This window comes from Streptomyces sp. bgisy159, from assembly GCF_965341775.1.
Taxonomy (GTDB): domain Bacteria; phylum Actinomycetota; class Actinomycetes; order Streptomycetales; family Streptomycetaceae; genus Streptomyces.
In genome coordinates this window covers 1-23,607 of the sequence record NZ_CBDQZH010000043.1, presented here as the reverse complement: position 1 = coordinate 23,607, position 23,607 = coordinate 1, and the positions used below count along the sequence as shown (strand labels likewise).

The 23,607-nt window shown below is 72.6% G+C and carries 26 protein-coding genes; 12 read left to right on the top strand and 14 right to left on the bottom strand.

Translation table 11 applies throughout. The features are described from left to right. Positions 1–80: 80 nt before the first annotated feature. Entirely contained in the window at positions 81–947 is an 867-nt protein-coding gene (locus ACSLTV_RS29595) for a MerR family transcriptional regulator (protein ID WP_435613198.1), read from the top strand. 81 nt (positions 948–1,028) lie between these two features. Here the strand turns inward: ACSLTV_RS29595 and ACSLTV_RS29590 are convergent, their stop codons facing one another. The 3 genes from ACSLTV_RS29590 to ACSLTV_RS29580 form a co-directional block, all read right to left on the bottom strand. Beyond that, positions 1,029–1,217 (bottom strand): DUF397 domain-containing protein, encoded by a 189-nt coding sequence (locus tag ACSLTV_RS29590; RefSeq protein ID WP_432139605.1) that lies wholly within the window; start codon positions 1,215–1,217, stop codon positions 1,029–1,031. A gap of 201 nt (positions 1,218–1,418) precedes the next feature. Next, positions 1,419–2,276: a helix-turn-helix domain-containing protein gene (locus ACSLTV_RS29585; protein ID WP_432139604.1), complete on the bottom strand. Its 858-nt coding sequence runs from the start codon at positions 2,274–2,276 to the stop codon at positions 1,419–1,421. A gap of 247 nt (positions 2,277–2,523) precedes the next feature. Beyond that, on the bottom strand, positions 2,524–3,252 hold the full coding sequence (locus ACSLTV_RS29580) for a GOLPH3/VPS74 family protein (protein WP_432139603.1): 729 nt from the start codon (positions 3,250–3,252) through the stop codon (positions 2,524–2,526). A gap of 202 nt (positions 3,253–3,454) precedes the next feature. Between ACSLTV_RS29580 and ACSLTV_RS29575 the strand changes: the two genes are divergently transcribed. Together ACSLTV_RS29575 and ACSLTV_RS29570 are read left to right on the top strand one after the other, a co-directional pair. After that, positions 3,455–6,139 (top strand): D-alanyl-D-alanine carboxypeptidase, encoded by a 2,685-nt coding sequence (locus ACSLTV_RS29575; RefSeq protein ID WP_435613197.1) that lies wholly within the window; start codon positions 3,455–3,457, stop codon positions 6,137–6,139. A 163-nt stretch (positions 6,140–6,302) separates the two neighbouring features. Then, positions 6,303–8,195, top strand: coding sequence for an MFS transporter (locus tag ACSLTV_RS29570; protein ID WP_435613196.1), 1,893 nt, complete (start codon positions 6,303–6,305; stop codon positions 8,193–8,195). Positions 8,196–8,211: 16 nt separating this feature from the next. Here the strand turns inward: ACSLTV_RS29570 and ACSLTV_RS29565 are convergent, their stop codons facing one another. Beyond that, positions 8,212–9,126, bottom strand: a complete 915-nt coding sequence (locus ACSLTV_RS29565) for a hypothetical protein (protein ID WP_432156343.1) — start codon at positions 9,124–9,126, stop codon at positions 8,212–8,214. A gap of 75 nt (positions 9,127–9,201) precedes the next feature. Between ACSLTV_RS29565 and ACSLTV_RS29560 the strand changes: the two genes are divergently transcribed. Beyond that, the gene (locus ACSLTV_RS29560) at positions 9,202–9,993 is read left to right on the top strand and encodes an SDR family oxidoreductase (RefSeq protein WP_432156344.1); all 792 of its coding nucleotides are present in this window, start codon (positions 9,202–9,204) and stop codon (positions 9,991–9,993) included. A gap of 63 nt (positions 9,994–10,056) precedes the next feature. On the opposite strand, the gene ACSLTV_RS29555 is transcribed toward ACSLTV_RS29560, so the two are convergent. After that, positions 10,057–10,752, bottom strand: a complete 696-nt coding sequence (locus ACSLTV_RS29555) for an ABC transporter ATP-binding protein (protein WP_435613195.1) — start codon at positions 10,750–10,752, stop codon at positions 10,057–10,059. 78 nt (positions 10,753–10,830) lie between these two features. Beyond that, positions 10,831–11,916, bottom strand: a complete 1,086-nt coding sequence (locus ACSLTV_RS29550) for an ABC transporter permease (RefSeq protein WP_435613194.1) — start codon at positions 11,914–11,916, stop codon at positions 10,831–10,833. A gap of 205 nt (positions 11,917–12,121) precedes the next feature. On the opposite strand from ACSLTV_RS29550, the gene ACSLTV_RS29545 reads away from it, so the two are divergent. Together ACSLTV_RS29545 and ACSLTV_RS29540 are read left to right on the top strand one after the other, a co-directional pair. Then, entirely contained in the window at positions 12,122–13,477 is a 1,356-nt protein-coding gene (locus ACSLTV_RS29545) for a sensor histidine kinase (RefSeq protein ID WP_435613193.1), read from the top strand. Next, complete coding sequence (locus tag ACSLTV_RS29540; RefSeq protein WP_435613192.1) at positions 13,474–14,112, top strand: response regulator; 639 nt, start codon at positions 13,474–13,476, stop codon at positions 14,110–14,112. The genes ACSLTV_RS29545 and ACSLTV_RS29540 overlap by 4 nt, the downstream gene beginning before the upstream one ends. A 132-nt stretch (positions 14,113–14,244) precedes the next feature. Here ACSLTV_RS29540 and ACSLTV_RS29535 read toward each other — a convergent pair whose 3' ends face one another. From ACSLTV_RS29535 to ACSLTV_RS29515, 5 genes are all read right to left on the bottom strand, one after another. Then, on the bottom strand, positions 14,245–15,360 hold the full coding sequence (locus ACSLTV_RS29535) for an ADP-ribosylglycohydrolase family protein (protein ID WP_435613191.1): 1,116 nt from the start codon (positions 15,358–15,360) through the stop codon (positions 14,245–14,247). Between the two features lie 139 nt (positions 15,361–15,499). Further along, complete coding sequence (locus tag ACSLTV_RS29530; protein WP_432139593.1) at positions 15,500–15,760, bottom strand: hypothetical protein; 261 nt, start codon at positions 15,758–15,760, stop codon at positions 15,500–15,502. Next, positions 15,757–16,104, bottom strand: a complete 348-nt coding sequence (locus ACSLTV_RS29525) for a hypothetical protein (protein ID WP_432139592.1) — start codon at positions 16,102–16,104, stop codon at positions 15,757–15,759. Before ACSLTV_RS29525 ends, ACSLTV_RS29530 begins: the two co-directional genes overlap by 4 nt. Positions 16,105–16,202: 98 nt before the next feature. Then, positions 16,203–17,225 (bottom strand): helix-turn-helix domain-containing protein, encoded by a 1,023-nt coding sequence (locus ACSLTV_RS29520; RefSeq protein ID WP_435613190.1) that lies wholly within the window; start codon positions 17,223–17,225, stop codon positions 16,203–16,205. 233 nt (positions 17,226–17,458) lie between these two features. Further along, positions 17,459–17,893: an ATP-binding protein gene (locus tag ACSLTV_RS29515; RefSeq protein WP_435613189.1), complete on the bottom strand. Its 435-nt coding sequence runs from the start codon at positions 17,891–17,893 to the stop codon at positions 17,459–17,461. A 124-nt stretch (positions 17,894–18,017) separates the two neighbouring features. Between ACSLTV_RS29515 and ACSLTV_RS29510 the strand changes: the two genes are divergently transcribed. From ACSLTV_RS29510 to ACSLTV_RS29500, 3 genes are read left to right on the top strand one after another with little or no spacing between them, the layout of a single operon-like run. Beyond that, positions 18,018–18,830 (top strand): helix-turn-helix domain-containing protein, encoded by an 813-nt coding sequence (locus tag ACSLTV_RS29510; RefSeq protein WP_435613210.1) that lies wholly within the window; start codon positions 18,018–18,020, stop codon positions 18,828–18,830. Further along, positions 18,827–19,030, top strand: coding sequence for a DUF397 domain-containing protein (locus ACSLTV_RS29505; RefSeq protein ID WP_435613188.1), 204 nt, complete (start codon positions 18,827–18,829; stop codon positions 19,028–19,030). The genes ACSLTV_RS29510 and ACSLTV_RS29505 overlap by 4 nt, the downstream gene beginning before the upstream one ends. Beyond that, positions 19,027–19,302 (top strand): hypothetical protein, encoded by a 276-nt coding sequence (locus ACSLTV_RS29500; protein WP_432139587.1) that lies wholly within the window; start codon positions 19,027–19,029, stop codon positions 19,300–19,302. The genes ACSLTV_RS29505 and ACSLTV_RS29500 overlap by 4 nt, the downstream gene beginning before the upstream one ends. A gap of 10 nt (positions 19,303–19,312) precedes the next feature. Here ACSLTV_RS29500 and ACSLTV_RS29495 read toward each other — a convergent pair whose 3' ends face one another. Then, positions 19,313–19,627 (bottom strand): DUF6191 domain-containing protein, encoded by a 315-nt coding sequence (locus tag ACSLTV_RS29495; RefSeq protein WP_432139586.1) that lies wholly within the window; start codon positions 19,625–19,627, stop codon positions 19,313–19,315. Between the two features lie 122 nt (positions 19,628–19,749). Between ACSLTV_RS29495 and ACSLTV_RS29490 the strand changes: the two genes are divergently transcribed. After that, positions 19,750–20,970, top strand: coding sequence for an NAD(P)/FAD-dependent oxidoreductase (locus ACSLTV_RS29490; RefSeq protein ID WP_432139585.1), 1,221 nt, complete (start codon positions 19,750–19,752; stop codon positions 20,968–20,970). 10 nt (positions 20,971–20,980) lie between these two features. Then, complete coding sequence (locus ACSLTV_RS29485) at positions 20,981–21,934, top strand: sigma-70 family RNA polymerase sigma factor (protein WP_435613187.1); 954 nt, start codon at positions 20,981–20,983, stop codon at positions 21,932–21,934. A 156-nt stretch (positions 21,935–22,090) separates the two neighbouring features. Here ACSLTV_RS29485 and ACSLTV_RS29480 read toward each other — a convergent pair whose 3' ends face one another. Next, positions 22,091–22,216, bottom strand: a complete 126-nt coding sequence (locus tag ACSLTV_RS29480; protein WP_435613186.1) for a hypothetical protein — start codon at positions 22,214–22,216, stop codon at positions 22,091–22,093. A gap of 155 nt (positions 22,217–22,371) precedes the next feature. On the opposite strand from ACSLTV_RS29480, the gene ACSLTV_RS29475 reads away from it, so the two are divergent. After that, positions 22,372–22,875 (top strand): DUF2165 domain-containing protein, encoded by a 504-nt coding sequence (locus ACSLTV_RS29475; protein WP_432139582.1) that lies wholly within the window; start codon positions 22,372–22,374, stop codon positions 22,873–22,875. Here the strand turns inward: ACSLTV_RS29475 and ACSLTV_RS29470 are convergent. Continuing rightward, positions 22,859–23,434 carry a hypothetical protein gene (locus tag ACSLTV_RS29470; protein WP_432139581.1) on the bottom strand — a complete coding sequence of 192 codons (576 nt, stop codon included), beginning with the start codon at positions 23,432–23,434 and terminating at the stop codon, positions 22,859–22,861. The two genes, ACSLTV_RS29475 and ACSLTV_RS29470, sit on opposite strands and share 17 nt — an antisense overlap. Positions 23,435–23,607 lie beyond the last annotated feature (173 nt).

Below are 23,607 nucleotides of genomic sequence, written 5' to 3'. Positions count from 1 at the left end.
GGCAGACCGCACTGTCGCCGTCGCCGGGCGAAGGGTCGCCCGGCGACGGAGGACGACGGGGAGGGACGGGGAGGGGCACGGTGACCGAGTTGCTCACCATCGGTGCGTTCGCCGCCCGCACCCGGCTGTCGGCCAAGGCGCTGCGCCGGTACGACCGTCTCGGTCTGCTGCCGCCCGCCCATGTCGACCCGGTCACCGGCTACCGCCGCTACCGCGCCGACCAGATCGAACGCGCCCGTCTCGTGGCACTGTTGCGCCGGCTCGACATGCCGCTGGCGCGGGTCGCGGAGGTGCTGGACCTGGTCGAGGCCGACGGCGGCGGCGCGGCTGCCGACCGGCTGGCGGCCTACTGGGCGGACGTGGAGGCCCGGTTGTCGGCCCAGCGGGCACTCGTCGGCTACCTCCGTGGACGACTTTCGGGAGGGAGTTCCGAGATGTACGGGACGTTCGGGATCGAGACCGTCGAACTGCGCCAGCGGGTGGTGATCACGGAGGTGCGGCACGTCCTCGCGGACGAGTTGCCGGTGTGGATCCCGGCCTCGCTGAGCCGTCTGGAAGCGGCGGCCGGGGAGTGCGGGGGTGGGGCGGGGGCACCGTTCGTCGTGTACCACGCGGAAGTGTCGGCGGAGAGCGACGGTCCCGCCGAGTCGTGCGTGCCGGTCCTCGACGAGGCGGCGGCGCGGGCCTGGGCGGCGGCGCGTGGGCGGGCGTCGGGGGCGCGGGTCCGCGCGGAGCCGGCCCGGCGGCTGGCCCGCACCCGGATCACCAAGGCGCAGGTGGCGTATCCGCAGATCGTCGCCGCGTACGAGGCCGTCGAGACCTGGATGAGGCGCGAGGGCCTGGAACACGACGGCCCCTGCCGCGAGATCTACTTCGCCGACTGGGACGCGGCGGGCCCCGACGACCTGGTGTGCGACGTCGCGTTCCCGGTGCGGTCGGCCCGCTGACCGGGAAAAAGCCGAACCCCCTCGGCAAGGACGGCGATCTTGTCGAGAGGGCTCTGTCGGTTTCGGGGTGCTGTCACCCGGTCACTTGACCGAGGCCACGAAGCTGCTCCACGCGTTCGCGGGGAACTGCAGCTTCGGGCCGTCGGGGATCTTGGTGTCCCCGACGTCCAGCGCCGCTTCCTCGGTCGACCTGACCATCACGCAGGCGCCGTTGTTGTTGGTGTAGGAGGACGTCACCCATTTTTCCGTGACACCCAGGTGAATTGCCATGATCGCTCCGGTAGCCGGTCCGCAGGTTTCGCGCCAAAGGGTGTTGCTCGATGGCGAAAATGACGCTACCGGCCGGGGCGCCACTGTGGTGAGGTCGTTCACCCAACCGGGTGGCATATTCCAGGTGAGTCTTCCATGGCATACGGGTGATCGTGTACAGTGCCCCGCCCGCGTCACCCGCACCACGCGGACACAGCAGTCTCAGCGGGCGTACTCCTTCGCGGCGTTCTCGAGCAGCCGACGCGACTGCTCCACGTTCAGCGCCTGGGCGCGCAGGTGCTCGTACATGACCGTGTACTTCTGCACCTCGGGCGCCTTCTCCAGATACAGGTCGCTGGTGACGCCCTCGATGTACACCACACTGGAGTCGGAGGCGTCGGCGAACTCCAGGATCGAGTACTGGCCGTTGAGCCCGGCGTGCGCGCCCGCGTCGAACGGCAGCACCTGCACGGTGACGTGCGGAAGCTGGGCCATCTCGACCACCCGCTCCAGTTGTTCGCGCATCACCTGACGGCTGCCCACCACCCGGCGCAGCGACGCCTCGTCGAGCACCACCCACAGCCGCAGCGGTTCCCGCTCGTCGGTGACCCGGCCCTGGCGCCGCAGCCGGACCTCCACCCGCTTCTGGATCTCCTCCTCCGGCGCCTCGGGCGAACCGCCGCGCACGATGGCGTCGGCGTACGGCTGGGTCTGCAACAGGCCGGTGATGATCTGGGGTTCGTAGACCCGCAGCGACTCGGCGTCCGTCTCCAGCCCGATGTACACGCTGTAGGGGACGTCGCCGAAGGTGTGCCACCAGCCCTGCTGACGGGAGTCCTTGGCCATCTGCATCAGCGACTCGACCAGCTTCTTGTCCTCGACCTCGTACACCTCGCACAGATCACGGACGTCGCGCTGGCTGATGCTGCGCCGGCCGTTCTCCAGACGACTGATCTTCGACTGCGAGACCAGCAGCCTCGCCGCCACCTGCTCGGCGGTCATCTTCTTCGCCTCACGGAGCTTGCGCAGCTCCATGCCCAGCCGTCGACGGCGCACGGTGGGGTTGGTGTTGGACGCCACGGGACGTCACCTCCGGCTGTGTACCTGTACATAACACTTTGCGTATCTGCTGTTGAGCAGACTGCCACCAAGGTGCTTTCTACCGCTGGAAAACAGGGGATATGCGGTCGGTACACGTCAGTTCGGGGGGTGGGCCAGGGTGGTGACACGCGTTCGCGCGGGGCGCCGGAACCGTCCGCGCAAGCGAACGGCCCCCGGCACCCCGCGCGAGACGCTGCGGCTCCCGGAACGGGTCTGAGGGCGTGGCTCAGTGGGCCACGGCGCGTGCCATGGGACCCCGGCGCGGCTGCGTCGGAACACCACGGGCGGGCTCCGACGGCTGGCCGGCCGCCGTGCCCCGGCGCGGCTGGGCCGCCGCGCCGTTCTGGACGTCCATCACGGCGTGCGCGACGAGTCCGCCCATCGGGTCGTGCCTGATGAGGTCCCGCAACCGGGATCGGGACGAACGTCCCTCGTTGCCCGGGTACAGGTGCTTGCCGAGCCCGACCGCGTGCGCCAGCGCGGCGAGCGCCGCCGTACGCGGGTCCGGCGGTACGCCGGTGCGGATCGCCGAGTCCAGCCGTGCCCTGATCTCACGGCTGATCTCGGTGTCCGTCGCCTGGTAGCGCGTCGTCGGCAGCACCCCGCACATCTGGCCCGGTACGGCGGCGACCATGCCGCACCGCTCCAGATGCGAGAGGTACGTCTGGCGGAGGCCCAGTCGTGGTCCTCCGATCCAGTGGACGGCCCGTACCGGAGCGCCGCGCCTTCGCAGCAACTCCAACGCGCAGTCCAATGTCGGATCTCCTGTCGGCCGTGGCACGACCACGGCGATACGATCCCCGTCTGGGGCTATCCGTCCGGCCAACGCCAGCTCCACTAGCTGTGCTCCGGCCAGACCGAGGTCGAGCGACTGCGGCTGTGCAGTGGTACCCGTGGCCGGGTCCAGTGCCAGCAGCAGAAGCTCCTCCGGAAGTGTTCTGCGGCTCCTGCCCATCCATGCCTCCCCGCGTGGATGAATGACAGGGTGACCCCTCTCACATTGGTCTGTCGAGGGTGCGTGACCTGTTTGTAAGGGAACCGGCAGGTATGTCGTTCTCGTCTATCGCTCGGATCGGGCCCGCAACACAGGACACTGGTACATGGTTCGGACACCGTGCTGGAGCGGGTGTCCCGGCGGGCGATACACCGTACGGAACGTGAGTCGTACGGGAACGGTAATCGAGGAGGCATCGGTGGCGGGCGAGTCCCCCGACAGTTCGAAGCAGCGCGAGTCGTCGGCAGAACCGACGTCGGGGGGCAAGGGCCCGGTTCCCGAGTCCCGCGATCCGCGAGCGGCGATGGCCCGCGGCGGTGTGGACACGGCGACCAGGACCCTCTCCCTGCGGGACCTGCCCAACCCGAGCCCCGGCTCCGCCCCGGCCGACGCGACGTCCGTCAAGACGGCCTCTCAGGCCACCGATGCGGAAACCGTTCCGGGCGACGACCCGCGGACGCCGGAGGGGACGGGCGGGAGGACCGGCCCGGAACCGGAGGCGGAGACTCAGACGGAGACGGAGACGGCACCGGACGCGGGAGCGTCCTCGAAGGCCGCCCCGGAGGCAGGCCCGGACGCCGACGCCGACGCCGAGCTGGAGAACGACGCCGAGACCGAGAACAACTCCGAGACCGAGAACGACGCCGAGACCGAGGTCGAGCCCGCCGCGAAGAGCACCCCGGCGAGCGGCCCGCACTCGGACCGGAAGGCGGCGCCGAAGGGCGACCTCAAGACGGTCACCTTCACCGCGCCCGAGGCCGACCCGCAGAGCGCCCCGGAGGCCGAGTCGGAGACCGAGCAGGCGGCTGCGCCGAAGAGCGAACCCGAGGACGAGCCCAAGGACGACCTCAAGACGGTCACGCTGGCCGCCCCGGCGGGCGAGGCGAGCACGGCGCCGGAATCGGCCGCGAAGGCCTCCCGGGCCCCGGAGAGGGCCGAAGAGGCCCCAGATGCCGTGGGGGCCGACGACGACACCCCCGAAGCCTCAGGGACGCCTGAGGCCCCTGAGGGCGCCGAGAACCGTGAGGTTGCCGAGGGCGCTGAGGGCACTGAGGGCGCTGAGGCTCCTGACGGCTCCGGAAAGGCGTCGGACGGCTCCCGAGCCGCCGGAGGCCCCGGCGGGCGTCCCCGGGACCGTGCGGGCGCCCCGTCCTGGGCGAAGGGCGGGAGCGCGCCGGACGAGAGCGCGAAGTCCGAGGAGGCGCCCGCCGAGTCCGGGAAGTCCCCCGAGGGCGCCGACGGTGACAAGCCCGACCGAGCCAAGGCCGTCGATCAGCCGACCGCCGTGTTCCAGGCCGTACGCCCCGCCGAGCGCCGGGTGGACCAGCCCACGACCACGCTGAAGGTGAACGGCTCCGCCCCGGCGAGCACCACCCCGGACCGCACCACCCCGGACCGCACCACCCCCACAAGCCCCACCCCCGACCGCACCGCACCCGAGGCCCCCGAGGCCCCCGAGGCCGACGGTCCCGCCCCCGAGGCCCCCAGTGAGCGCACCGGCGAGCGCACCAGCAGGTTCGTCCCGCTCGCGAACCCCGAGCGCACCACCCAGCAGCCCCTGCCGCCCAAGCCGCCGCTGGACCTGCTGGCCGAGCTGACGAACACCCCGCCGCCCCCGCCCACCCCCCTGCGCACGCTGGCCCGCCGGGTGAAGATCTGGACCCCGCTGATCATCCTGCTGGCGGTCGTCTTCGCGGCGGTGCAGAGCCTGCGTCCCGTCCCGGCCCCCACGCTCGACCTCACCGCCGAGTCGACGTACACCTTCGAGGGCGACAAGCCGTCGATCCCGTGGCCGGCCGAGGGTCAGGGCGCCCTCGACGTGCAGGGCATCGGCACGTTCGGCTCGTCCGGCGAGGAGAAGCCGGTCCCGATCGCCAGTGTCGCCAAGGTGATGACCGCCTACCTGATCCTGCGCGACCACCCGCTCAAGAGCGGCGAGGACGGACCCGAGATCAAGATCGACCGCCTCGCCGACGAGCAGTCGGTCGCGGGCGACGAGTCGACCGTCCCGCTCACCGAGGGCGACTCGATCACCCAGCGCGAGGCGCTGCAGGCCATCCTCATCGCGTCCGCGAACAACGTCGCGCGCCTCCTCGCCCGCTGGGACTCCGGCTCGGAGCAGGTGTTCGTCGACAAGATGAACGCCGCCGCCAAGGACCTCGGCATGAAGAACACGACGTACACCGACCCCTCCGGCCTGAACGACACGACGGTCAGCACGGCCGTCGACCAGGTCAGGCTGGCGAAGGCCGCGATGAACAGGCCCGTCTTCCGCGAGGTGGCGGCGATGATGGAGTACCGCGACTACAAGGGCAACCGCTGGCCCAACTGGAACCGCCTCGTCGGCAGGAACGGCGTCGTCGGCATCAAGACCGGCACCACCACCTCCGCCCGCGGCAACCTGGTCTTCGCCGCGAAGAAGGAGGTCGGCGGTGAGACGCGGACCATCGTCGGCGCGGTGCTGCGCCAGCCCGCGGGCGGCTACGACAACACGATCCTCAGCGGCGCCCTGGACGCCGGCGACAAGCTGATCCGGGGCGCGCAGGACGCCCTGGAGTCGGCGACCATCCTGAAGAAGGGCGATGTCGTCGGGTACGTCGACGACGGCCTCGGCGGCCGCACCCCGGTGGTGGTCACCGAGGACGTCACGGCGGCCGGCTGGGCGGGCCTGGAGGTCGAGCTGTCGTTCGTCGCGGACGACCTGCCGCACTCCGCGAAGGCGGGGACCAGGGTCGGCACCCTGACGGTGGGCGACGGCAGCACCAGCGGTGCGGTCAAGGTGCCCGTGGCGCTCCAGCGCGATCTGGCCGAACCGGGCTTCACGGACAAGCTGACGCGCGTCGGCTGACCGGCGCCCGCCCGTCGTCGCACGTCATCCCGCCGGGGAAGCTCCCCCGGCGGGGTGCGTGCTACTTTCACGAAACGGGACAGGTCGCTTACCCGGCGGCCGTGACGCGGAAACCGACAGGTTCTTCCGACATCAGAAGACGGGACACGGGGAGTGCCTACAGGTGACCACTGCGGAGCCGACACGGGCCGACGACGACACCGGTACGGGCCAGGACACCACCGGCCCGCGAATACAGCTGCCCCCGGCCGAGGCGGCCGGCGGCTCCGGCACGGCTGAGCCGGCCGGCAGGGGCCGGCTCTGGACGAGACGCCTCGGCCCGCTGGTCCGGCGCCACCCCGTCCTGTCCATGACGGCCCTGTCCGGAATCCTGCACGTCGTCTGGTTCTTCACCTTCGCGAACAGCGGCGGCGATCTGGCGGCGCAGGACGCGTGGGCGGAGTTCGTCGGCCGCCACCCGGCCTCGGCGTACAACCTCGCCTGGTACGGCGGCATGCACCCGGTCTCGTACAGCGTGGTCTCGCCGTACCTGATGTCGGTCCTCGGCGTCCGTACGACGATGATGATCGCCGGGACGGTCTCCGCGGGCCTGCTGACGCTGATCCTGCTGCGCTGCCGACCGGTCAAGGACCCCCTGTGGCCGGCGCTGGCCGGTGTCTTCGCGCTGCTGTGCAACGCGGCGAGCGGGCGGGTGACGTTCGGCCTGGGCATGATGTTCGCGCTCGGCGCGGTCGCCGTCGTGTTCTGCTGGCCGCACCGCTGGCGCTACAAGCGCTGGGCGAAGGGGCTGTGTGCGGCGCCGCTGGCCGCGCTCGCCACCATGGGCTCGCCGGTCGCCGGCCTGTTCGTGGGGCTGGTCGCCGTCGCGCTGTTCCTGCAGCGGCGGCTGCCGGGCGCCTGGGCGCTGGGGATCGCGCCGTCCGCGGTCGTCGCCGTGTCCGCCCTGGCGTTCCCGTTCTCCGGCACCCAGCCGATGGCGTTCGGCTCGGCCGTCCTGCCCCTGGTCTACTCGGGGATCGTCTACGCCGTCGTGCCGCACGACTGGAAGACCGTGCGGATCACGTCGGCCGTGTACGGGCTCGGTGTGCTGCTGGTGTGGCTGATCAGTTCGCAGATCGGGTCGAACATCACCCGTCTGTCGATGCTGTTCGCAGGTGTGGTGCTGGCGTGCGCCCTGCCGTTCGCGGTGCCGCGCACCTTCAAGTGGTACGTGATCGCGCTGGCGACCGCCGGATTCGTGGTGTGGATCGGCGTGAAGTCGGTCGACGACGTGGTGCGCACCACCCCGCGGGCGGCGTGGGCGCGGGAGCTGGCGCCGCTGGTCGACCAGTTGCAGACCGTCGGCGCCGAGCGGGGCCGCGTCGAGGTGGTCCCGGCCCGCTCGCACCGGGAGGCGTCGGCCCTGCAGTCGTACGTCAACCTGGCGCGCGGCTGGAACCGCCAGGCCGACATCAAGCGCAACCCGCTCTTCTACGACGACACCCTGAACTCGGCGAACTACCACGAGTGGCTCAAGCGCTGGTCCGTGCGGTACGTGGTGCTGCCGAAGGACGCGCCGGACGGTGACGGCGGCGAGCGGGAGCGGCAGCTGCTGCAGCGCGGGCTGCCGTACCTGCAGCAGATCTGGGGCGACGCCAACTGGCAGTTGTTCCAGGTGATCGACCCGACGCCGCTGGCCGAGCCGGACGCGGAGGTGCTCATCGCCGACCAGGAGGAGTGGACGATCGAGGTGAAGTCGCCGGGTCCGGTGCTGGTGCGGATGCCGTACTCGCCCTGGCTGAGCATCGTCGGACCGGACGGCAAGCGCCTGAAGCCGCCGCAGGAGACCGAGGCGTCCAAGGACCGCGCCGAGGGCGAGCCGAAGACGTACGAGAACGTCCACGGCTGCCTGATGGAGGCGGAGGAGAACGCCGACGGCGACAAGTGGACGATGCTGCTGGCCCCGAAGCCCGGCACGTACCGGCTGGGCGCCCCCTACGGGCTGCCGCGCGGCACCCCGTGCCCGGACGAGCTGAAGGAGCAGGCTCAGGCGTCGTCACCGTCGCCGTCGCCCTGACCGTCCGTGCCCCGGGTCAGCGCAGCCGGTCGACGTAGCGGTCGGTGCCGGGGACGGTCGGGATGAACGGGGCCACCAGCTCGACCCGGCCGAGCCCCGACTCCGCCACCCGCTCGTCGAGCCCGGTGAAGTGCTCGCCCCAGCACCGCGCCGGGTCCGCCTCCAGGAACCACAGCAGGGTCAGCCGGGTGTCGACGCCCTCGACCTGCTTGACGTAGCTCATGCGGTCCAGCGGCAACGGGGTCGGCCGGAACACGGTGACCAGCGCGGCCGGGGACCCGGCGAGCAGCTTCGGCAGGTGGCGGGCGCGCAGCCACTCCAGCAGCTCGGCGCGCGCCGCGGGGGACGGCGCGTCCACCACTTCGAGGACCAGCCCGGCGTACGGGTGGTCCAGCGCGTGGAAGTCCCGCGGCCCGGCCGCGCCGTCGCGGTACACGGTGACCTCGTGGTCCATGAAGGCCGTGAGGACGTGGGTGCGGTCCCGGTAGACGCGCGCGTCCCGGTTGAGGCGCCGGTTGACGGCGACCGTCCACCGCATGTGGTCGGCGTACCGGCCGGCCGTGATCCAGTACGTGGAGAGGTAGCAGCCGGCGGTGACCGGCTCGGCGACCGCCGACTTCTCCGGGTAGCGCAGCAGTTGCAGCTCGCGGGTGGCCACCCAGCGGCGGCCCGCGTACATCCAGGGCATGGCCATGGCGCCCGCGTAGTAGTGGTCGTCCTCGTACCAGCGGTTGTAGGCGTACTCGTGTCCCGGGTGCGGTTCGACCAGGGTGATCAGGGCGTGGCCGGGGCGGACGCCGTACGGTCCGACGGCGGCCAGTTCGGCGTAGACCTCACTGCGGGTGTCCTCATTGCCGGTGTCCTCACGGCGGGCGGCCTCCCTGCGGGTGTCCTCATCGCCGGTGTCCTCACGGCGGGTGTCCTCGCTCATGGCGTTCCCCTTTCCTGCCTCCGCCCCTACTCTGACGACCCGTCAGATATTGCGCCAGCCCCGGGGAGGCCCGTCATGTCAGCAGCTCCGCTCACCGGCCGGACCGTGGTCGTCTCGGGGGTCGGGGCGGGGCTCGGCCACCGGGTCGCCGCCGCCGTCGTGCGGGACGGCGGGAACGCCGTGCTGGGCGCGCGGACCGAGGCGCACCTCGCCCGCACCGCGGCCGCGATCGATCCGGGCGGGGAGCGCACGGCGTACCGGGCGACCGACATCACCGACGAGGCGCAGTGCGAGGCGCTGGCGGCGCTGGCGCTGGAGCGGTTCGGGGCGATCGACGCGGTGGTCCACGTGGCGGCGCTGGACACCTGCTTCGGCGGCCTGGAGGACGCCGACTTCGCGGTGTGGCAGCGGGTGGTGGACGTGAACCTGCTGGGCACGCTGCGGATGACGCGGGCGTGCCTGGCCGCGCTGAAGGAGCGCGGCGGGGCGGTGGTGTTCATCGGCACCCAGTCGGCCGTGGCCGCGCCGACGCAGGTGCGCCAGACCGCGTACGCGGCGTCCAAGGGCGCTCTGACCAGTGCGATGTACTCGCTGGCGCGGGAGCTGGGACCGTACCGGATCCGCGTGAACTCGGTGCTGCCCGGCTGGATGTGGGGCCCGCCGGTGCGCGCGTACGTGCGGTCGGCGGCGCGCTCCGAGGGCGTACCGGAGGACGAGGTGCTGGCCCGCCTGACGGAGCGGATGGCCCTGCCGGAACCGGCGACCGACGGCGATGTGGCGGACGCGGCGGTGTTCCTGGCGTCGGAGCGGGCGCGGGCGATCACCGGGCAGTCGCTGCTGGTGAACGCGGGGGAGCTGATGCGGTGACCCGACCCCGCAGGGTGGGCAGCACGGTCACGGACTGACCCGCGTCCGTCGGCCCCGTACCGCCTACGCCACCGACGGGCGGGGCGAGGCCGGCACGCGCAGCCGCCCGTCGTGGACCTCGGCGATCCGGTCGACGGCCGTGAGGTGGGCGCGGTCGTGGGTGACCAGGACCGTGGCGGTGGCCCGCTGGTGGGTGAGGCGGGTGATCAGGTCCAGGACGGCGGCGCCGCGTTCGTGGTCGAGGGCGCTGGTGGGCTCGTCGACCAGGAGGACGGTCGGGTCGTTCATCAGGGCACGGGCGATGTTGACGCGCTGCCGCTGGCCGCCGGACAACTGGTGGGGACGGCGGCCGGCCCGGTCGGCGAGGCCGACGGCGTCGAGCAGTTCCATCGCCCGGGCGTGCGCCGTACGGGGCTTCCGGCCGTCGATCCGTGCCATGACCTGGAGCTGTTCGGCGGCGGTCAGGGAGGGCAGCAGGTTGGGCTGCTGGAAGACGATGCCGATCTTGTGGCGGCGCAGCGCGGTGAGTTCGCCGCGGCTCAGGCCGGTGGTGGGGGTGCCGTCGACGGTGACGGTGCCGGAGTCGGGGGTGATCAGGGTGGCGGCGACGGCGAGGAGGCTGGACTTGCCGGAGCCGGACGGGCCCACCACGGCGGTCAGGCTGCCGCGCGGCACGTCGAGGGTGACGCGGTCGAGTGCGGTCAGCCGGCCGTCGCCGTCGGGGTAGGTGAGGGTGACGTCGGTCAGGTTCAGGCTCATCGGGCGCTCCGCGGGGTGGTCTCGGTCAGGTACGGGCTCATCGGGCACCGGCCGGGTTGTCGTCGGTCCGGCGCGGGCTCATCGGACGCTCCCCAGGGCGGTCAGCGGGTCGACGGAGGTGATGCGGCGGATGGACAGCGCGGCCCCCAGCACACCCAGCAGGACGATCACGACGGCCGGAACCAGGACGGTGCCCGGCGTCAGCAGGAACGGCACGCTGTCGGACACCACCGCGCCGACCGTGACGGCGAGGCCGGTGCCGAGCAGGGTGCCGCCGGCGAGCAGGACGACGGCCTGTCCGAGGGCGTCCTTCAGGAGGCTCGCGGTGGACGCCCCGAGCGCCTTGAGGACGGCGACGTCACCGCTGCGCTGAATCGTCCAGACCGTGAAGAAGGCTCCGATGACGAGGGCCGAGATGGCGAACAGGAAGCCGCGCATCAGCTGGAGCGAGCCGTTCTCGGAGGTGTAGGAGCCGATCGCGGACAGCGAGTCCCCGACGGACACCGTGCGGGTGCCGACAAGGCGGTCCGTGGCGGCCACGTCGGCGCCCGCCGTGGTGTCCAGGGCGATGACGGTGGCCCGAAGGCCGGTCGTGCCACCGGCGGGCGGCGCGATCCGCTGCCAGGTGTCCAGGCCGGTCCAGATCACCGGGGTGTGGCTGAAGTGGGCGTCGCCCGCCACAGCTGCCACCGTGAGCCGCAGCCCCGCCAGGGTCAGTGCGTCACCGGCCCGCACGCCGAGGTCGTCGGCGGCCGCGGTGGACAGCACCACCGCGCCGCCCCCGATCCGGTCGGCCTCCGGCGCGAGCCGGGAGCCGGACTCGACGCCGAACGCCGAGACCCCGGCGCTCCGCTCCCCCGCCGTGGCCTTCGTGGTGGTGATCCCCAGCGGCTCCGCGCTCTCGACGCCGGGCGCCGCGGACCACTGCCGCCACTGCCGCTCGGTGACGGAGGAGTTGGCGTACGACAGGTCCTGACCGCCGCCGGGCGCCTGGAAGGCGATCCGGTCGGCGGGCAGGCCCGTGATCGCGGAGATGTTCTGCCGGCCCAGCCCGGCGGTCAGCCCGGACAGCAGCCCGACCAGCAGGGTGATCAACACGATGACGGTCCCCATCAGGGCGAAGCGCCCCTTGGCGAACTTCAGGTCTCTCCAGGCGACGAACACGGCCTCGGCCTGTCCTTTCCAGCGGTGGCGGCGGTGACGACTACGGCGGTAGCGGCAATGGCAGTGGTACGACTCCACGGTCGCCGTCGGCCCCCCGTGCGCGCGCCTGGCTCAGGACCGCACTTCACGGGCCGTAAGGCGGCACCCGGGTTGCATCTTTCGATGGAGGCCCCGAAGCGCCGGTGTCCGTAACCTGGGACACACCGTGAACACCGCCGTCCCCACCCCCACCCCCGCCCCGACCCCGACCACCCGGGTCCTGGCCTGGTGCCTGCACCTGCTGGTCATCGGCCTGCTCGCGCTGGCCGCCGGCCGGGCCGTCGCCGACGGACGGCCCCACGCCGGAGCGGTCGTCGCCGCAGCGGCGGTGTGCGGTCTGGTGTACGCGGTCGGACCCCTGCTGCCGCGGGTGCGCGGCTCGCGGCGGGCCGCCGCGCTGTGGCTGGCCGCCGTGGCCGTCTGCTGGCTGGTGCTGCTCGTCCTGACGCCCGACGCCGTGTGGGTGGCCTTCCCGCTCTACTTCCTGCAACTGCACCTGCTGCCCGGCCGCGCCGGCCTCGCCGCCGTGGCCGCCACTGCCGCCGCGGCCGTCGCGGGCTTCGCCGCCCACCAGCACTCCTTCAGCCCCGCCATGGCCATCGGCCCGGCGCTGGGCGCCGCCGTGGCGGTCGCCGTGGTGTGGGGCTACCAGGCGCTGTACCGGGAGAGCGAGAACCGCCGCAGGCTGATCGAGGAACTCACCGCGACCCGCGCCGACCTGGCCGCCGCCCAGCACACCGCCGGGGTGCTCGCCGAACGCGACCGCCTGGCCCGCGAGATCCACGACACCCTCGCCCAGGGCCTGTCCAGCATCCAGCTCCTGCTGCGCGCCGCCGAACGGTCGCTGCCCGACACCCCGCAGAACGCGGCCCGCTACGTCGACCAGGCCCGGCAGGCCGCCGTCGACAACCTCGCCGAGGCCCGGCGCTTCGTCGCCGCCCTCACCCCGCCCACCCTGGAGGGCACCACCCTGGCCGGCGCCCTGGAGCGCCTGTGCGCCACCACCTCCGCCCGGCACCCGCTCACCGCGCGCCTCCACCTCACCGGCGACCCCGACCCGCTCACCACCGCACACGAGGTCGCGCTGCTGCGCATCGCCCAGTCCGCCCTCGCCAACACCGTCCGCCACGCCGAGGCCGGCACCGCCGACGTCACCCTCGGCCGGCTCGGCGACCACGTCACCCTCGACATCGTCGACGACGGACGCGGCTTCGACCCCGACACGCTGCCCGCCCCCGACCCCGAGACCGGCGGCTTCGGCCTGGCCGCGATGCGGGCCCGCGCCCAGGCCCTCGGCGGCACCCTCACCGTCGTGTCCGCCCCCGGCCGGGGCACCGCCCTGTCGGTACGGCTGCCCCTGACCGCGTCGGCCGACGGCACCGCCGGTACGGGTCCCGAGCCCGGCCGCGAAGTTCGCGAGCCCGGCCCCGAAGTTCGCGAGCCCCGCCACGGAGTCCGCGAGTCCGGCCCCGCGCCCGCCCCTGACACGCACCCCGAGACACACCCCGAGGCCCGCCCGTGACCGACGACTCCCCCATCCGCCTGCTCCTGGCCGACGATCACCCCGTCGTACGAGCGGGGCTGCGCGCCGTGCTGGAGACCGAGCCCGGCCTGGTCGTGCGGGCCGAGGCCGCCACCGCCGAGGAGGCCGTCGCCCGCGCCGCCGAGGGCGACATCGACGTCGTGCTGATGGACCTCCAGTTCGGCAAGGGCATGGGCGGCGCCGAGGCCACCGCCCGGATCACCGCCCGCCCGGGAGCACCCCGGGTGCTGATCGTGACCACCTACGACTCCGACGCCGACACCCTGCCCGCCATCGAGGCCGGCGCCACCGGCTACCTCCTCAAGGACGCCCCGCCCGAGGACCTGGCCGCCGCCGTCCGCACCGCGGCCGCCGGACGCACCACCCTGGCACCGACCGTCGCCGACCGGCTGATGAACCGGCTGCGCACCCCCGGCACCGCGCTGACCCGCCGCGAGACCGAGGTCCTCGCCCTGGTCGCCAACGGCCTCTCCAACCAGGCCGTCGCCGCCCGCCTCCACCTGACCGAGGGCACGGTCAAGTCCCATCTCGCCCGCATCTACACGAAGCTCGACGTCGACTCCCGCACCGCCGCCGTCGCCACCGCCACCGACCTGGGGCTCATCCGCCGCTGAGCGGGCGCCGGGACGCCGCTGAGCCGTGCGCCCGGACGCCGCCGGCCGGGGCGCGGGACAGCGGTGACCGGGGCGCGGGACGGCGGTGACCGGGGCGCGGGACGGCGGTGGCTCGGGATCGATTCCTTCCCGTCACGCCCTCGGGTAGCGCGACAGCCAGCCCGGAGAGGCGCCCGCCGGGTTGTGCAGGGCCGGGCCCTGGGTCATCTCCATGGCGAAGTCGTCGGCGAGTTCGAGGATCGTCGGCCGGCCCTCCAGCTCGACCAGCCAGCCCGGCGGCAGGGCGGTCTCCCCGTGCAGGGCGCCGAGCAGCCCGCCGGTCAGCACCCCGGTGGCGGCGGACGGGCCGCCGTGGTTGACGGCGAGCCGCAGCCCGTGCCGTACGTCCTCCGCGACCAGCGCGCAGTACACGGCGGCGCCCAGCACCTGCGCCGACTCCCCGCCCCCGCCCAGCTCCTCGACCACCGCCGGCCCCGGCATGCCCTGCCGTACGGCGCCCAGCGCCAGCCGCAGCGCGTCGCTCACGGGGTCGTGCCCCACCCGCGCCGCCAGCAAGGCCAGCGCCCGCTGCACGGCGCCCTCCAGAGCCTCGCCGCGCAGGAGGGCGTGCACGACGGCGGCATAACCGCCCGCCGCGAGACAGGCGGTCGGATGCCCGTGGGTCTGGGCCGCGCACTCCACCGCGAGCTGTACGACCAGTTGCGGCTCCCACCCCACCAGCAGCCCGAACGGCGCCGACCGCGCCACCGCCTCCGGCCCGGCGGCGTCCGGGTTCTTCGGCGCCTCCAGCGTCCCCATCCGCTGGTCGCCCAGCCCCATCAGCAGGGCCCGGGTCGGATCGCGCCGCGCGTACAGCCACTCCTCCCGGGCCAGCCACCCGTCCTCCGCGCGCCGCTCGTCCGGCCCCCAGTCCCGCTGGGTCGTCGCCCACCGCAGATACGCCCGGTGCAGATCGGTAGGCGGGTGCCAGGCCCCCGTGTCCCGTCGCACCTGCGCCCGGATCAGCCCGTCGACGCTGAACAGCGCCAACTGCGTGAGGTGGGTGACGGCTCCGCGCCGCCCGTAGGCGGCCACCAGGTCCACCACCCCGTCCGGGCCGCACGCCTCCCGGATCTCGTCCCCCGTCATCCGGTCGACCGGTGCCCCCAGCGCGTCCCCGACCGCCGCCCCGAGCAACGTCCCCCGCACCCGGCTGCGGAAGTCCTGCTGCTCGGCACGCCCCCAGACCACGCCGGCCGTCGCGCCCACCCCGGAACCTCCCCACCCGTCACCCGTGCGTGTCAGGACAGTTCAGCACTGTATTCGAACGGAGACGGTCGGTTCACGGTCGGTTCGGGGAGAGAAACGGTGTGTGAGGTGTGGGAAAAGCGCTCTCAGATGTCGCTTTTCAGCCGTACCAGGTCACATTGCAGATGTAGACGCACTCATGACGCGGCACGGACAGGAAGCTGACGAACCCACGTCCGCCCAGGATGTCGAACTCGCGCAGGCCGCCTTCGCGGTCGATCGGTCTACCGACCTTCACGGAGTCATGGCCCAACGCGGCCAGTTCGTGCGCGATCCGCTCCACTTCGGCCACCACCCCGAGCGGCAATCCGTCGGTCACGTACTCCGCGCTCGGGTTGTAGTCCCAGGCCCAGTCCGTCACAACCCGGCCTCCGCCTCTGCGGTCTCCCGGATCGCCCGAATCTCGGCAATGGCCTCGGCCGGATCCTGATCACCCACGTCCACCAGACGCTCCAGCTCATGCAGCCGCGCGGCGCGTTCCGGGTACCGTTCGATGGCCACGAACACGGCCCATGAGTGAACGAAGGCCCGCAGCGGCGCGAAGCTCTGCGTCTGCTGCGCGTTCGTCGTCGCCTCGAAGAGGTGCTGGGTGAGAGCCGGAATCCGGCTCGGTGCGATCCGCGCGACTGCCGCGCGCAAAGCGTCCGGCGTGAGTTCGGGCATGGGAATCAGCGGTCCGTACGGGCCGTCGGTCTGGGCACTCACAATGACCTCCGGTGCGGGTGGCTCAGCATTCGTACGGTACCGGTGCGGCGCGCGGTGCGACGGTGACGCGACGCTCATCCGAAGGCTCGCCCCGGGGCTCATGCCGCCGCCCGCTTCTCGCGGCACTCGCGGCAGTAGTGGCCGGGGGTCGGGAAGCGGAAGGCGCGTTCGCAGCCGTCGCAGTTCTGGAGGGGTGCCGGGCGGAGTGGTGCGGCCTCGGTCGAGGCCGGCCGGGGCGGTGGCGGGGCGGGGAGGTGGGGTGGCAGGTGGGCGGCGAGGCGGTGGGCCAGGAAGGCGGCCGGGTAGTTGATCGGGTCCTCCGGCAGCCCGCTGGTGAGACTGCGGACCACGGCGGTCGGCGGCACCCCCCGGTCCAGCCACTCGGTGACGGCCGGGGCCAGCCGGTGGACGTCGCGCTCGGTCAGCAGCAGGCGGGGGTCGTGGGCGCGCAGGCCGGCGAGGAGGTCGGCTGCGGTGGAGGACGGCCGCGGGGCGGGCAGGGGGGAGAGCGCGGGCGTGCGGGAGACAGCGGGCGTGCGCCTCGGCCCCTCCGCGGGCTCGCCGTCCCTCGACCCGTCACCCTCACGCTCATCACGCACCCGCTGGTCACGCGTCGGCCCGTCACGCCTCGCCTCGATGCCCGTCGGCTCGTCGGGCATCGGCTGGTCGCGCGGCGGCTCGGTGCCCGTCGGCTCGTCACGCCTCGGCTGGTCGCGCGGCGGCTCGATGCGCGTCAGGTCGTCACGCCTCGGCTGGTCGCGCGGCGGCTTGTTGTACGAGGTCGTCCGGGTCGTCACTCGGCCCGATAGAAGACGCTCCTTGGTGCGTGCGAGGTACCCGTGCTCCTCCAGCTCGCGCAGCGCGGCGGCGATCCGGATCTCCCCCTCGGTGAACTTCCCCGCGAGCGTCTTGATGCCGATCGGCGCCCCAGCGGGCAGCGACTGGATGTGCACCGCCAGCCCGATCGCCGTCAGCGACAGGTCCGGGTGCTGGGCGAGGTGATTGCCGACGACGGTGAAGTTGTCGTGGTGCGGCTCGTTGACGTGGATGACCCCGGAGTGGGAATGCGGGGCGTTCGCCTTCTTCGCACGCTTCCGCGCGCTAGGGTTCTGGTCAGTCATCGGGAAGTTGATGCCTTCCTCGGTGATCAGGCCCTCGCACTGGGATGGCAGTCCCGGCGGGGGCCGATGCATGTGTGGACATGGGCCGTTGCCGCAGACGCTGCCCCACAACTCCCCCGCCGCGCCAGTTGCATTGGGCATATTCACCCGGGCGGGTGACCGGCGGGGGCGGTGGGGGTGGGTCCGGTACTTTCCCCCAGTTCTTTGGTCTTTTGGCGTCGCGCGCCACCGGGTCACGCGTCGCCGCGACCCGGTACGAGTTCCGCCCAGACGATCTTGGCGCCCGCCGGCGCCTTCTCCACGCCCCACCGTTCCGCGTACGCCGCCACGATGCGCAGCCCGCGCCCCGACTCCGCGTACGCGGCCACCGGGTCCGGGATTCGCGGGACCCGGTCACCCCGGGGGTCGGTGACCTCGACACGGAGGGTGCCGTCCGCGAACCGCATCAGCCGCAGCCGGAAGTCCCGCCCCCTCACCCGTCCGTGCAGCACGGCGTTGGCCACGAGTTCGGCGACGACGTGCGCCGCGGCCTCGGACTTCACACCCCACGCGGCCAGTTCCCGTTCGGCGAGCAGCCGGGAAACTCGCACACTCCTCCGAGAAGCGCACAACTGCGCCGTGAAGAGGTCCATGGTACGGGTGACCCGGGGCTGGAGATCTTGGCTCATGCCGCTCAGCCTGGCGGCCCGCTCCCTACGGTGAACAGCCACGACCCCGACACAGAGCGTGACTGTACGGTCGCGCGTCAGGGCCATACGACTCGTGCAACTCGCACACCGGGAGGGGCAGGACGTGGAGGACGAAGAGGCGGCGGCCGTGCTCAGGGCGGTCGGCCGGCAGATCAAGATGTGGCGGGAAGCCGCGGGGATGAAGCAGTCGGAACTCGGCGCGGCCATCGGCTACAGCGAGGAGATGGTCTCCGCGGTGGAGCGCGCCCGGCGCATCCCCAAGCCCGACTTCCTCGACAAGACCGACGAGGTGCTCGGCGCCGACGGCAAGATCTCCGCGATGACGGAGGACGTGGAACGGGCCCGCTACCCGAAGAAGGTCCGGGACCTGGCCAAGCTGGAGGACGAGGCGGTGGAGTTGGGGGCGTACGCCGCACTCCACATCCACGGGCTGCTGCAGACGCGGGAGTACGCGCAGGCGCTGTACGAGATGCGGCGGCCCGCGTACACCGAGGAGGAGATCGAACGCCACGTCGCCGCCCGCATGGCGAGGAAGGCGGTGTTCGAGCGGGTGCCTCGGGCGCAGATCACTTTTGTCCAGGAAGAGGTGACACTCCGGCGCCCCCTCGGGGGCAGAATGGTGTTGCGTCGGCAGCTCGAACACCTGCTTGAGGTCAGCGAGTTGCGGCACGTGTCGATCCAGGTGATGCCGACGGACCGGGAGGACCACGCGGGCGTGATGGGATCCATCCGGCTGCTGAAACTCCGCGACGGCAAGATCCTCGGGCACTCGGAAGGCCAGCTGTACGACCGAGTGGTCAGCGACCCCCGGGAGGTCCAGATCCTCGACATGCGCTATGGAATGATCCGGTCGCAGGCACTCTCACCAGGGGAGTCCGTGACCTTCATCGAGAAACTGCTGGGAGAGGAAACATGACCTCCACGCTGGTGTGGATCAAGAGCAGCTACAGCGGCAACGACGGCCCTGATTGCGTCGAGGTCGCCATATCCCCCGCCCGCACCACCCCCACCATCCACGTCCGCGACTCCAAGAAAACCGACGGCCCCCGCCTCACCTTCACCGACACCCCCTGGCAGGACTTCCTCGGCTTCGCCCGCCGCCACCGCGCCCGATGACCTGGACCGAGGACGAGTACGTCCGCTACCTGGCCGGTGAGCGGCGCCGCTACGCCTGGGTGATGCAGCGGTACGGGGGCATGACGCCTACCAGAGCCGGTGAAGCCGCGATGGAGATGTACCCGTACGAGCCGTGCGACGCCCCCTACCGCGGGCTCGCCTTCCACGACGAGGCCTGGCACTGGGCGATGTCGGGGCTCTTCGGAGACCGGTACATAGTGGAGCGGCCGGAGTTGGCCAACCCGCCGGCCGAGTACGAGGCCCTTGGCTGACACCGCGAGGCTACGGGCGGGGCAGCCGCACGACCGCCGTTCCCTGGCCAAGGTCCACCGTCGTCCTGTGGCGCGGCGCGCCGTCGTCCTCGTCGTCGCGCAGGACGAGGGACGACTGCCGCTCCTTCAACTCGTGCTGCTTGCCCGGCGAGAGAGCCGCGTGCAGTTGCTCGAACCCGGTCGCCGATATCTGCCCCTGCCGCACGCTGTTCCGCCACGGCAGCAGACCGGCCCGCCCCGCGCGCAACAGCAGTTGGTCGACGAAGGCCAGCAGGGTCAGCGCGATGACCAGGCCGGGCAGGGTCATGAAGACGGCGAACTCCACGCCCTCAGTATCCGCGCGAGAACGACGATCCCATGTGACGCACGTCACAGTCGATTCCTGTCAGCAATCAGGCCGCCGTCCCGCTCAAGACGCGGGACCAAGCCAACCGACAGGAGCAGCACATGAAGCACCGCATCGTCGTCCTCGGCGCCGGCTATGCCGGGGCCTATGTGGCCGGGAACCTGGCCCGTCGGCTGTCCCCCGCGGACACCGAGATCACCGTCGTCAACGCCGAGCCGGACTTCGTCCAGCGGCTGCGGCTGCACCAGCTCGCGGCCGGCCGGGAGATCGCGGCCCCGCGGCTCACCGACATCTTCGCCGGTACGGGGGTACGGGTACGCCTGGCCCGTGTCACCGCCGTCGACCCCGACCGGCAGGTCGTCGCCGTGGCCGACGCCGACGGCGGCGACGAGCTCGGCTACGACACGCTGTGCTACGCGCTCGGCAGCCGCGGCGCCGACCACACCGTGCCCGGCGCGGGCGAGCACGCCTTCGACGTCGCCGGCCGGCCTGCGGCCCTGCGTCTGCGCGAGCGCCTGGACGGCCTGACCACCGGGGGCGGGCGCGGGCGCGGAACCGTGCTGGTCGTCGGTGACGGGCTGACCGGCATCGAGACCGCCACCGAGATCGCCGAGTGCAGGCCCGGCCTGTCGGTGACGCTGGTCGCCCGCGGCGAGCTGGGGGCCCGCCTCTCCGCCGGGGCCCGAGGCCATCTGCGCAGGGCCTGCGACCGGCTGGGCGTCACCGTCCTGGAGCACACCGAGGTCGTGGCCGTCGAGGCGACACGGGTGCTGTGCGCCGACGGCACCGTCCTGGCGTCCGACGCGACCGTGTGGGCGGCCGGGTTCGCGGTCGGTCCCGTCGCCGCCGCCGGCGGGCTGGAGGTCACCGAGGACGGGCGGATCGTCGTCGACCGCACCATGCGGTCGGTCTCCCACCCGAACGTGTACGCCGTCGGTGACGCCGCCCGCGCCATCGGCGACAGCGGCCACCCCCTGCCGATGTCCTGCGCCACGGCCGGATACACCGGCAACCAGGCGATCGCCGCGATCGTCGGTCACCTGACCGGCCGCAAGGCCCCCCACACCAAGCTGGTCTACGTGGGCAACCACATCAGCCTCGGGCGGCGGGACGGCATCCTGCAGATGGTCGACGAGGAGGGGCGGGCGAAGCCGAAGTACCTGGGCGGCCGGGCGGCCGCGCGGATCAAGGCCCTCATCGTCAGGGGCTCGCTGTGGGGCACCTCGTATCCGACCTTCGGCATGCCCAGGCGCAGGCGCCGCCTGGCCGCCGTGCCGGTCGCGTCCGTCGGCGGCGCCGCCGCCCGGAGCGCGAGTCACTAGGGTGATCCACGTGGACAGCGCCGCCGCCGACCCCTTCGACACCAGCCGGTTCGAGGCCGGCCGCAACCGGCTGGCCTCCCTGGCGTACCGGCTGCTGGGCTCCGCCGCCGACGCCGAGGACGCGGTGCAGGACGCGTTCCTGCACTGGCAGGCCGCCGACCGGCAGCACATCAGGGTGCCGGAGGCCTGGCTGACCAAGGTCGTCACCAACCTGTGCCTCGACCGGCTCCGCTCGGCGCAGGCCCGCCGGGAACGCAGCGTCGGCGCCTGGCTGCCCGAACCGCTGCTCGACGGCGACCCGATGCTGGGCCCGGCCGACACCTTCGAGCAGCGCGAATCGGTCTCCCTGGCGGTGCTGACCCTCATGGAGCGGCTGTCGCCGGCGGAGCGGGCCGTCTACGTCCTGCGCGAGGTGTTCTCCCACAGCCACGGTGAGATCGCCGAGATCCTGGACATCACCGAGTCGGCGAGCCAGCAGCACCTGCACCGGGCCCGGCGCCGCATCACCGCCGCACGCCGCCGCGGGGGTGAGGTCGACCCCGCGTCCGCCCGCCGTATCGTCGAGGAGTTCCTCGCCGCCGCCTCCTCCGGGCGCACCGAGCGGCTGGTGGCGCTCCTCACCGACGACGCGACGGCGATCTCCGACGGCGCCGGCCTCGCCCGGAGGCTCCTGCGGTACGACACTCCGCAGCGCGTCGCCGCCGTCGCGCGGGCCGGCTTCAAACCCAGCGCCGCGAAACGGCGGTTCGCGGGCGGCACGCCGGCCATGCACTACGCGGTCCTCAACGGCAGCCCCGCCATCGTCACCGTGGTCGACGACCGGATCGTCGGCACCGTGACGTTCGACCTCGCCGACAACAAGATCGTGACGGTGCGCGGTATCGCCGCCCCCGACCACCTGACCCACCTCACCGAATCCTGGCGAAGCCACACGCCGGACGCGCCCCTCATCGCCGAGTGGTGACCCGACTCAGGCCAGGCCGTGGCAAGGTGGGTCAGCCGGCCCGCCGTGTTCCGCTTCAGCTCCTGGCTCGGCCGTGCCGTCGCGCCCCTGGGGGGGGGGACGGTCGACCCTCACGGCCGTGTTCGCGGCCGGCTGTACGCGTTCAGCCGGCCGGGGTCATCGGCGGTCTGCTTCGGGTTGTCGTGCAAGGTACCCGTGCTCCTCCAGTTCCCGCAGGGCGACGGCGATCTCGTTCTCGCTCTCGCTCTCGCTCTCGCTCTCGCTCTCGGGGAAGCCGGACACCGGTGGAAGCGCCCGCGGGCAACGACTGGACGCGCTCGAACCCGTCGTTGCCACCAGCGGCAACTGACATCTGCTGTACTCGCCTTCTCACCGGCGCCCGCCGATCTGGCCGGAACCGAGCGGGAGTTCGCGGTCGTGGCGGGAAGATACCCGCCATGACCACAACCCCCACGCGTCACACCGGCCTCGTGCTCGCCGCCGGTGTGCTCACCGGCGTCCTGGCTCTCTACATCGCGCTCGTCGCCTTCGGGAACATCACCGACTTCGGGACGAACCAGCAGTTCGTGCGGCATGTGCTGGCCATGGACACGACGTTCGAGGACGACGATCTGATGTGGCGGGCGATCACGAGCAAGGGGCTTCAGGACGCGGCGTACGTCGCGATCATCGTGTGGGAGACCGTGGCCGCGCTGGTGCTGATCGCGGGGACGTGGTTCTGGGGGCGGCGGGATCTGGCCAACGCCCGACGGCTGTCCACTTACGGCCTGCTGATGCTGATGCTGCTGTTCGGGGCCGGGTTCATCGCGATCGGCGGGGAGTGGTTCGCGATGTGGCAGTCCGGGGACTGGAACGGGCTGGACGCCGCGACCCGGGTGTTCCTGATCAGCGGGGTGACGCTGGTGGTGGTGCAGATGACGCCGGCTACTCCACGACCTTGACGCGGGTCTCTGTCGCCCCGAACTTCCACAGGGCGGTGCCGTCCTCCTTGCCGACGCGGATGCCGCCGGTGGGGGTGGTACCGGCGGGCGGCGGGGAGGAGCCGTCGACCGCGTTGGAGAAGGCGATGTTCACGCCGGACTGCACGGTGAAGTAGAGGATGTGCTCGATGGCGACGCCGTCGGAGCCGGTGGTGGACGCCTTGCGGACGGAGATCGTGTAGGTGCCGGGGGCGGGGTCGACCGTCCCCGGCCACACGGGGAAGGTGCGGCGGGCCTCGCCGTCGGCGTCGACGAGCCAGACGCGGTCCTGGGCGAGGGAGTAGACGACGCGGCGGCCGGTGCCGGATGCCTCGGGCAGTTCCGTCGGGGCGATGGCCGACGGGCTCGCGGACGGGGCCGGGGCCGCCGTCGGGGAGGCGGTCGGGCGGGTCGCCGCCGTGGCCTGGGGGTGGGCCCCCCGGTCGGCCTGGACCGCCAGGACCGCGACCGCGGCGACGGCACCGGTGGTCAGACCGGTGACCCAGACCCACGAGGGAAGCCGTCGGGCAGCCACGGGCACGCATCTCCTCAGTCTCCGGCCCCCGATGCCGGGGGCCGGATAATCGTACTCAGTCCGCGACCGGTCCAGGATCAGTCAGGGGCCGGTCCGGGGGTCGATCCGGGGTCAGTCCCGGGGTCGATCCGGAGCCGGCTCGGGGCCGGTCCGGGGCCGGTCCAGGGCCGGTCCGGGGG

Bases quoted from the DNA above. Each gene is read 5' to 3' on its own strand.
- ACSLTV_RS29590 (WP_432139605.1), bottom strand. From the start codon at position 1,217: ATGGCAATTCACCTGGGTGTCACGGAAAAATGGGTGACGTCCTCCTAC.
- ACSLTV_RS29580 (WP_432139603.1), bottom strand. From the start codon at position 3,252: ATGGGCAGGAGCCGCAGAACACTTCCGGAGGAGCTTCTGCTGCTGGCA.
- ACSLTV_RS29565 (WP_432156343.1), bottom strand. From the start codon at position 9,126: ATGAGCGAGGACACCCGCCGTGAGGACACCGGCGATGAGGACACCCGC.
- ACSLTV_RS29560 (WP_432156344.1), top strand. From the start codon at position 9,202: ATGTCAGCAGCTCCGCTCACCGGCCGGACCGTGGTCGTCTCGGGGGTC.
- ACSLTV_RS29555 (WP_435613195.1), bottom strand. From the start codon at position 10,752: ATGAGCCTGAACCTGACCGACGTCACCCTCACCTACCCCGACGGCGAC.
- ACSLTV_RS29520 (WP_435613190.1), bottom strand. From the start codon at position 17,225: ATGACTGACCAGAACCCTAGCGCGCGGAAGCGTGCGAAGAAGGCGAAC.
- ACSLTV_RS29515 (WP_435613189.1), bottom strand. From the start codon at position 17,893: ATGAGCCAAGATCTCCAGCCCCGGGTCACCCGTACCATGGACCTCTTC.
- ACSLTV_RS29505 (WP_435613188.1), top strand. From the start codon at position 18,827: ATGACCTCCACGCTGGTGTGGATCAAGAGCAGCTACAGCGGCAACGAC.
- ACSLTV_RS29500 (WP_432139587.1), top strand. From the start codon at position 19,027: ATGACCTGGACCGAGGACGAGTACGTCCGCTACCTGGCCGGTGAGCGG.
- ACSLTV_RS29490 (WP_432139585.1), top strand. From the start codon at position 19,750: ATGAAGCACCGCATCGTCGTCCTCGGCGCCGGCTATGCCGGGGCCTAT.
- ACSLTV_RS29475 (WP_432139582.1), top strand. From the start codon at position 22,372: ATGACCACAACCCCCACGCGTCACACCGGCCTCGTGCTCGCCGCCGGT.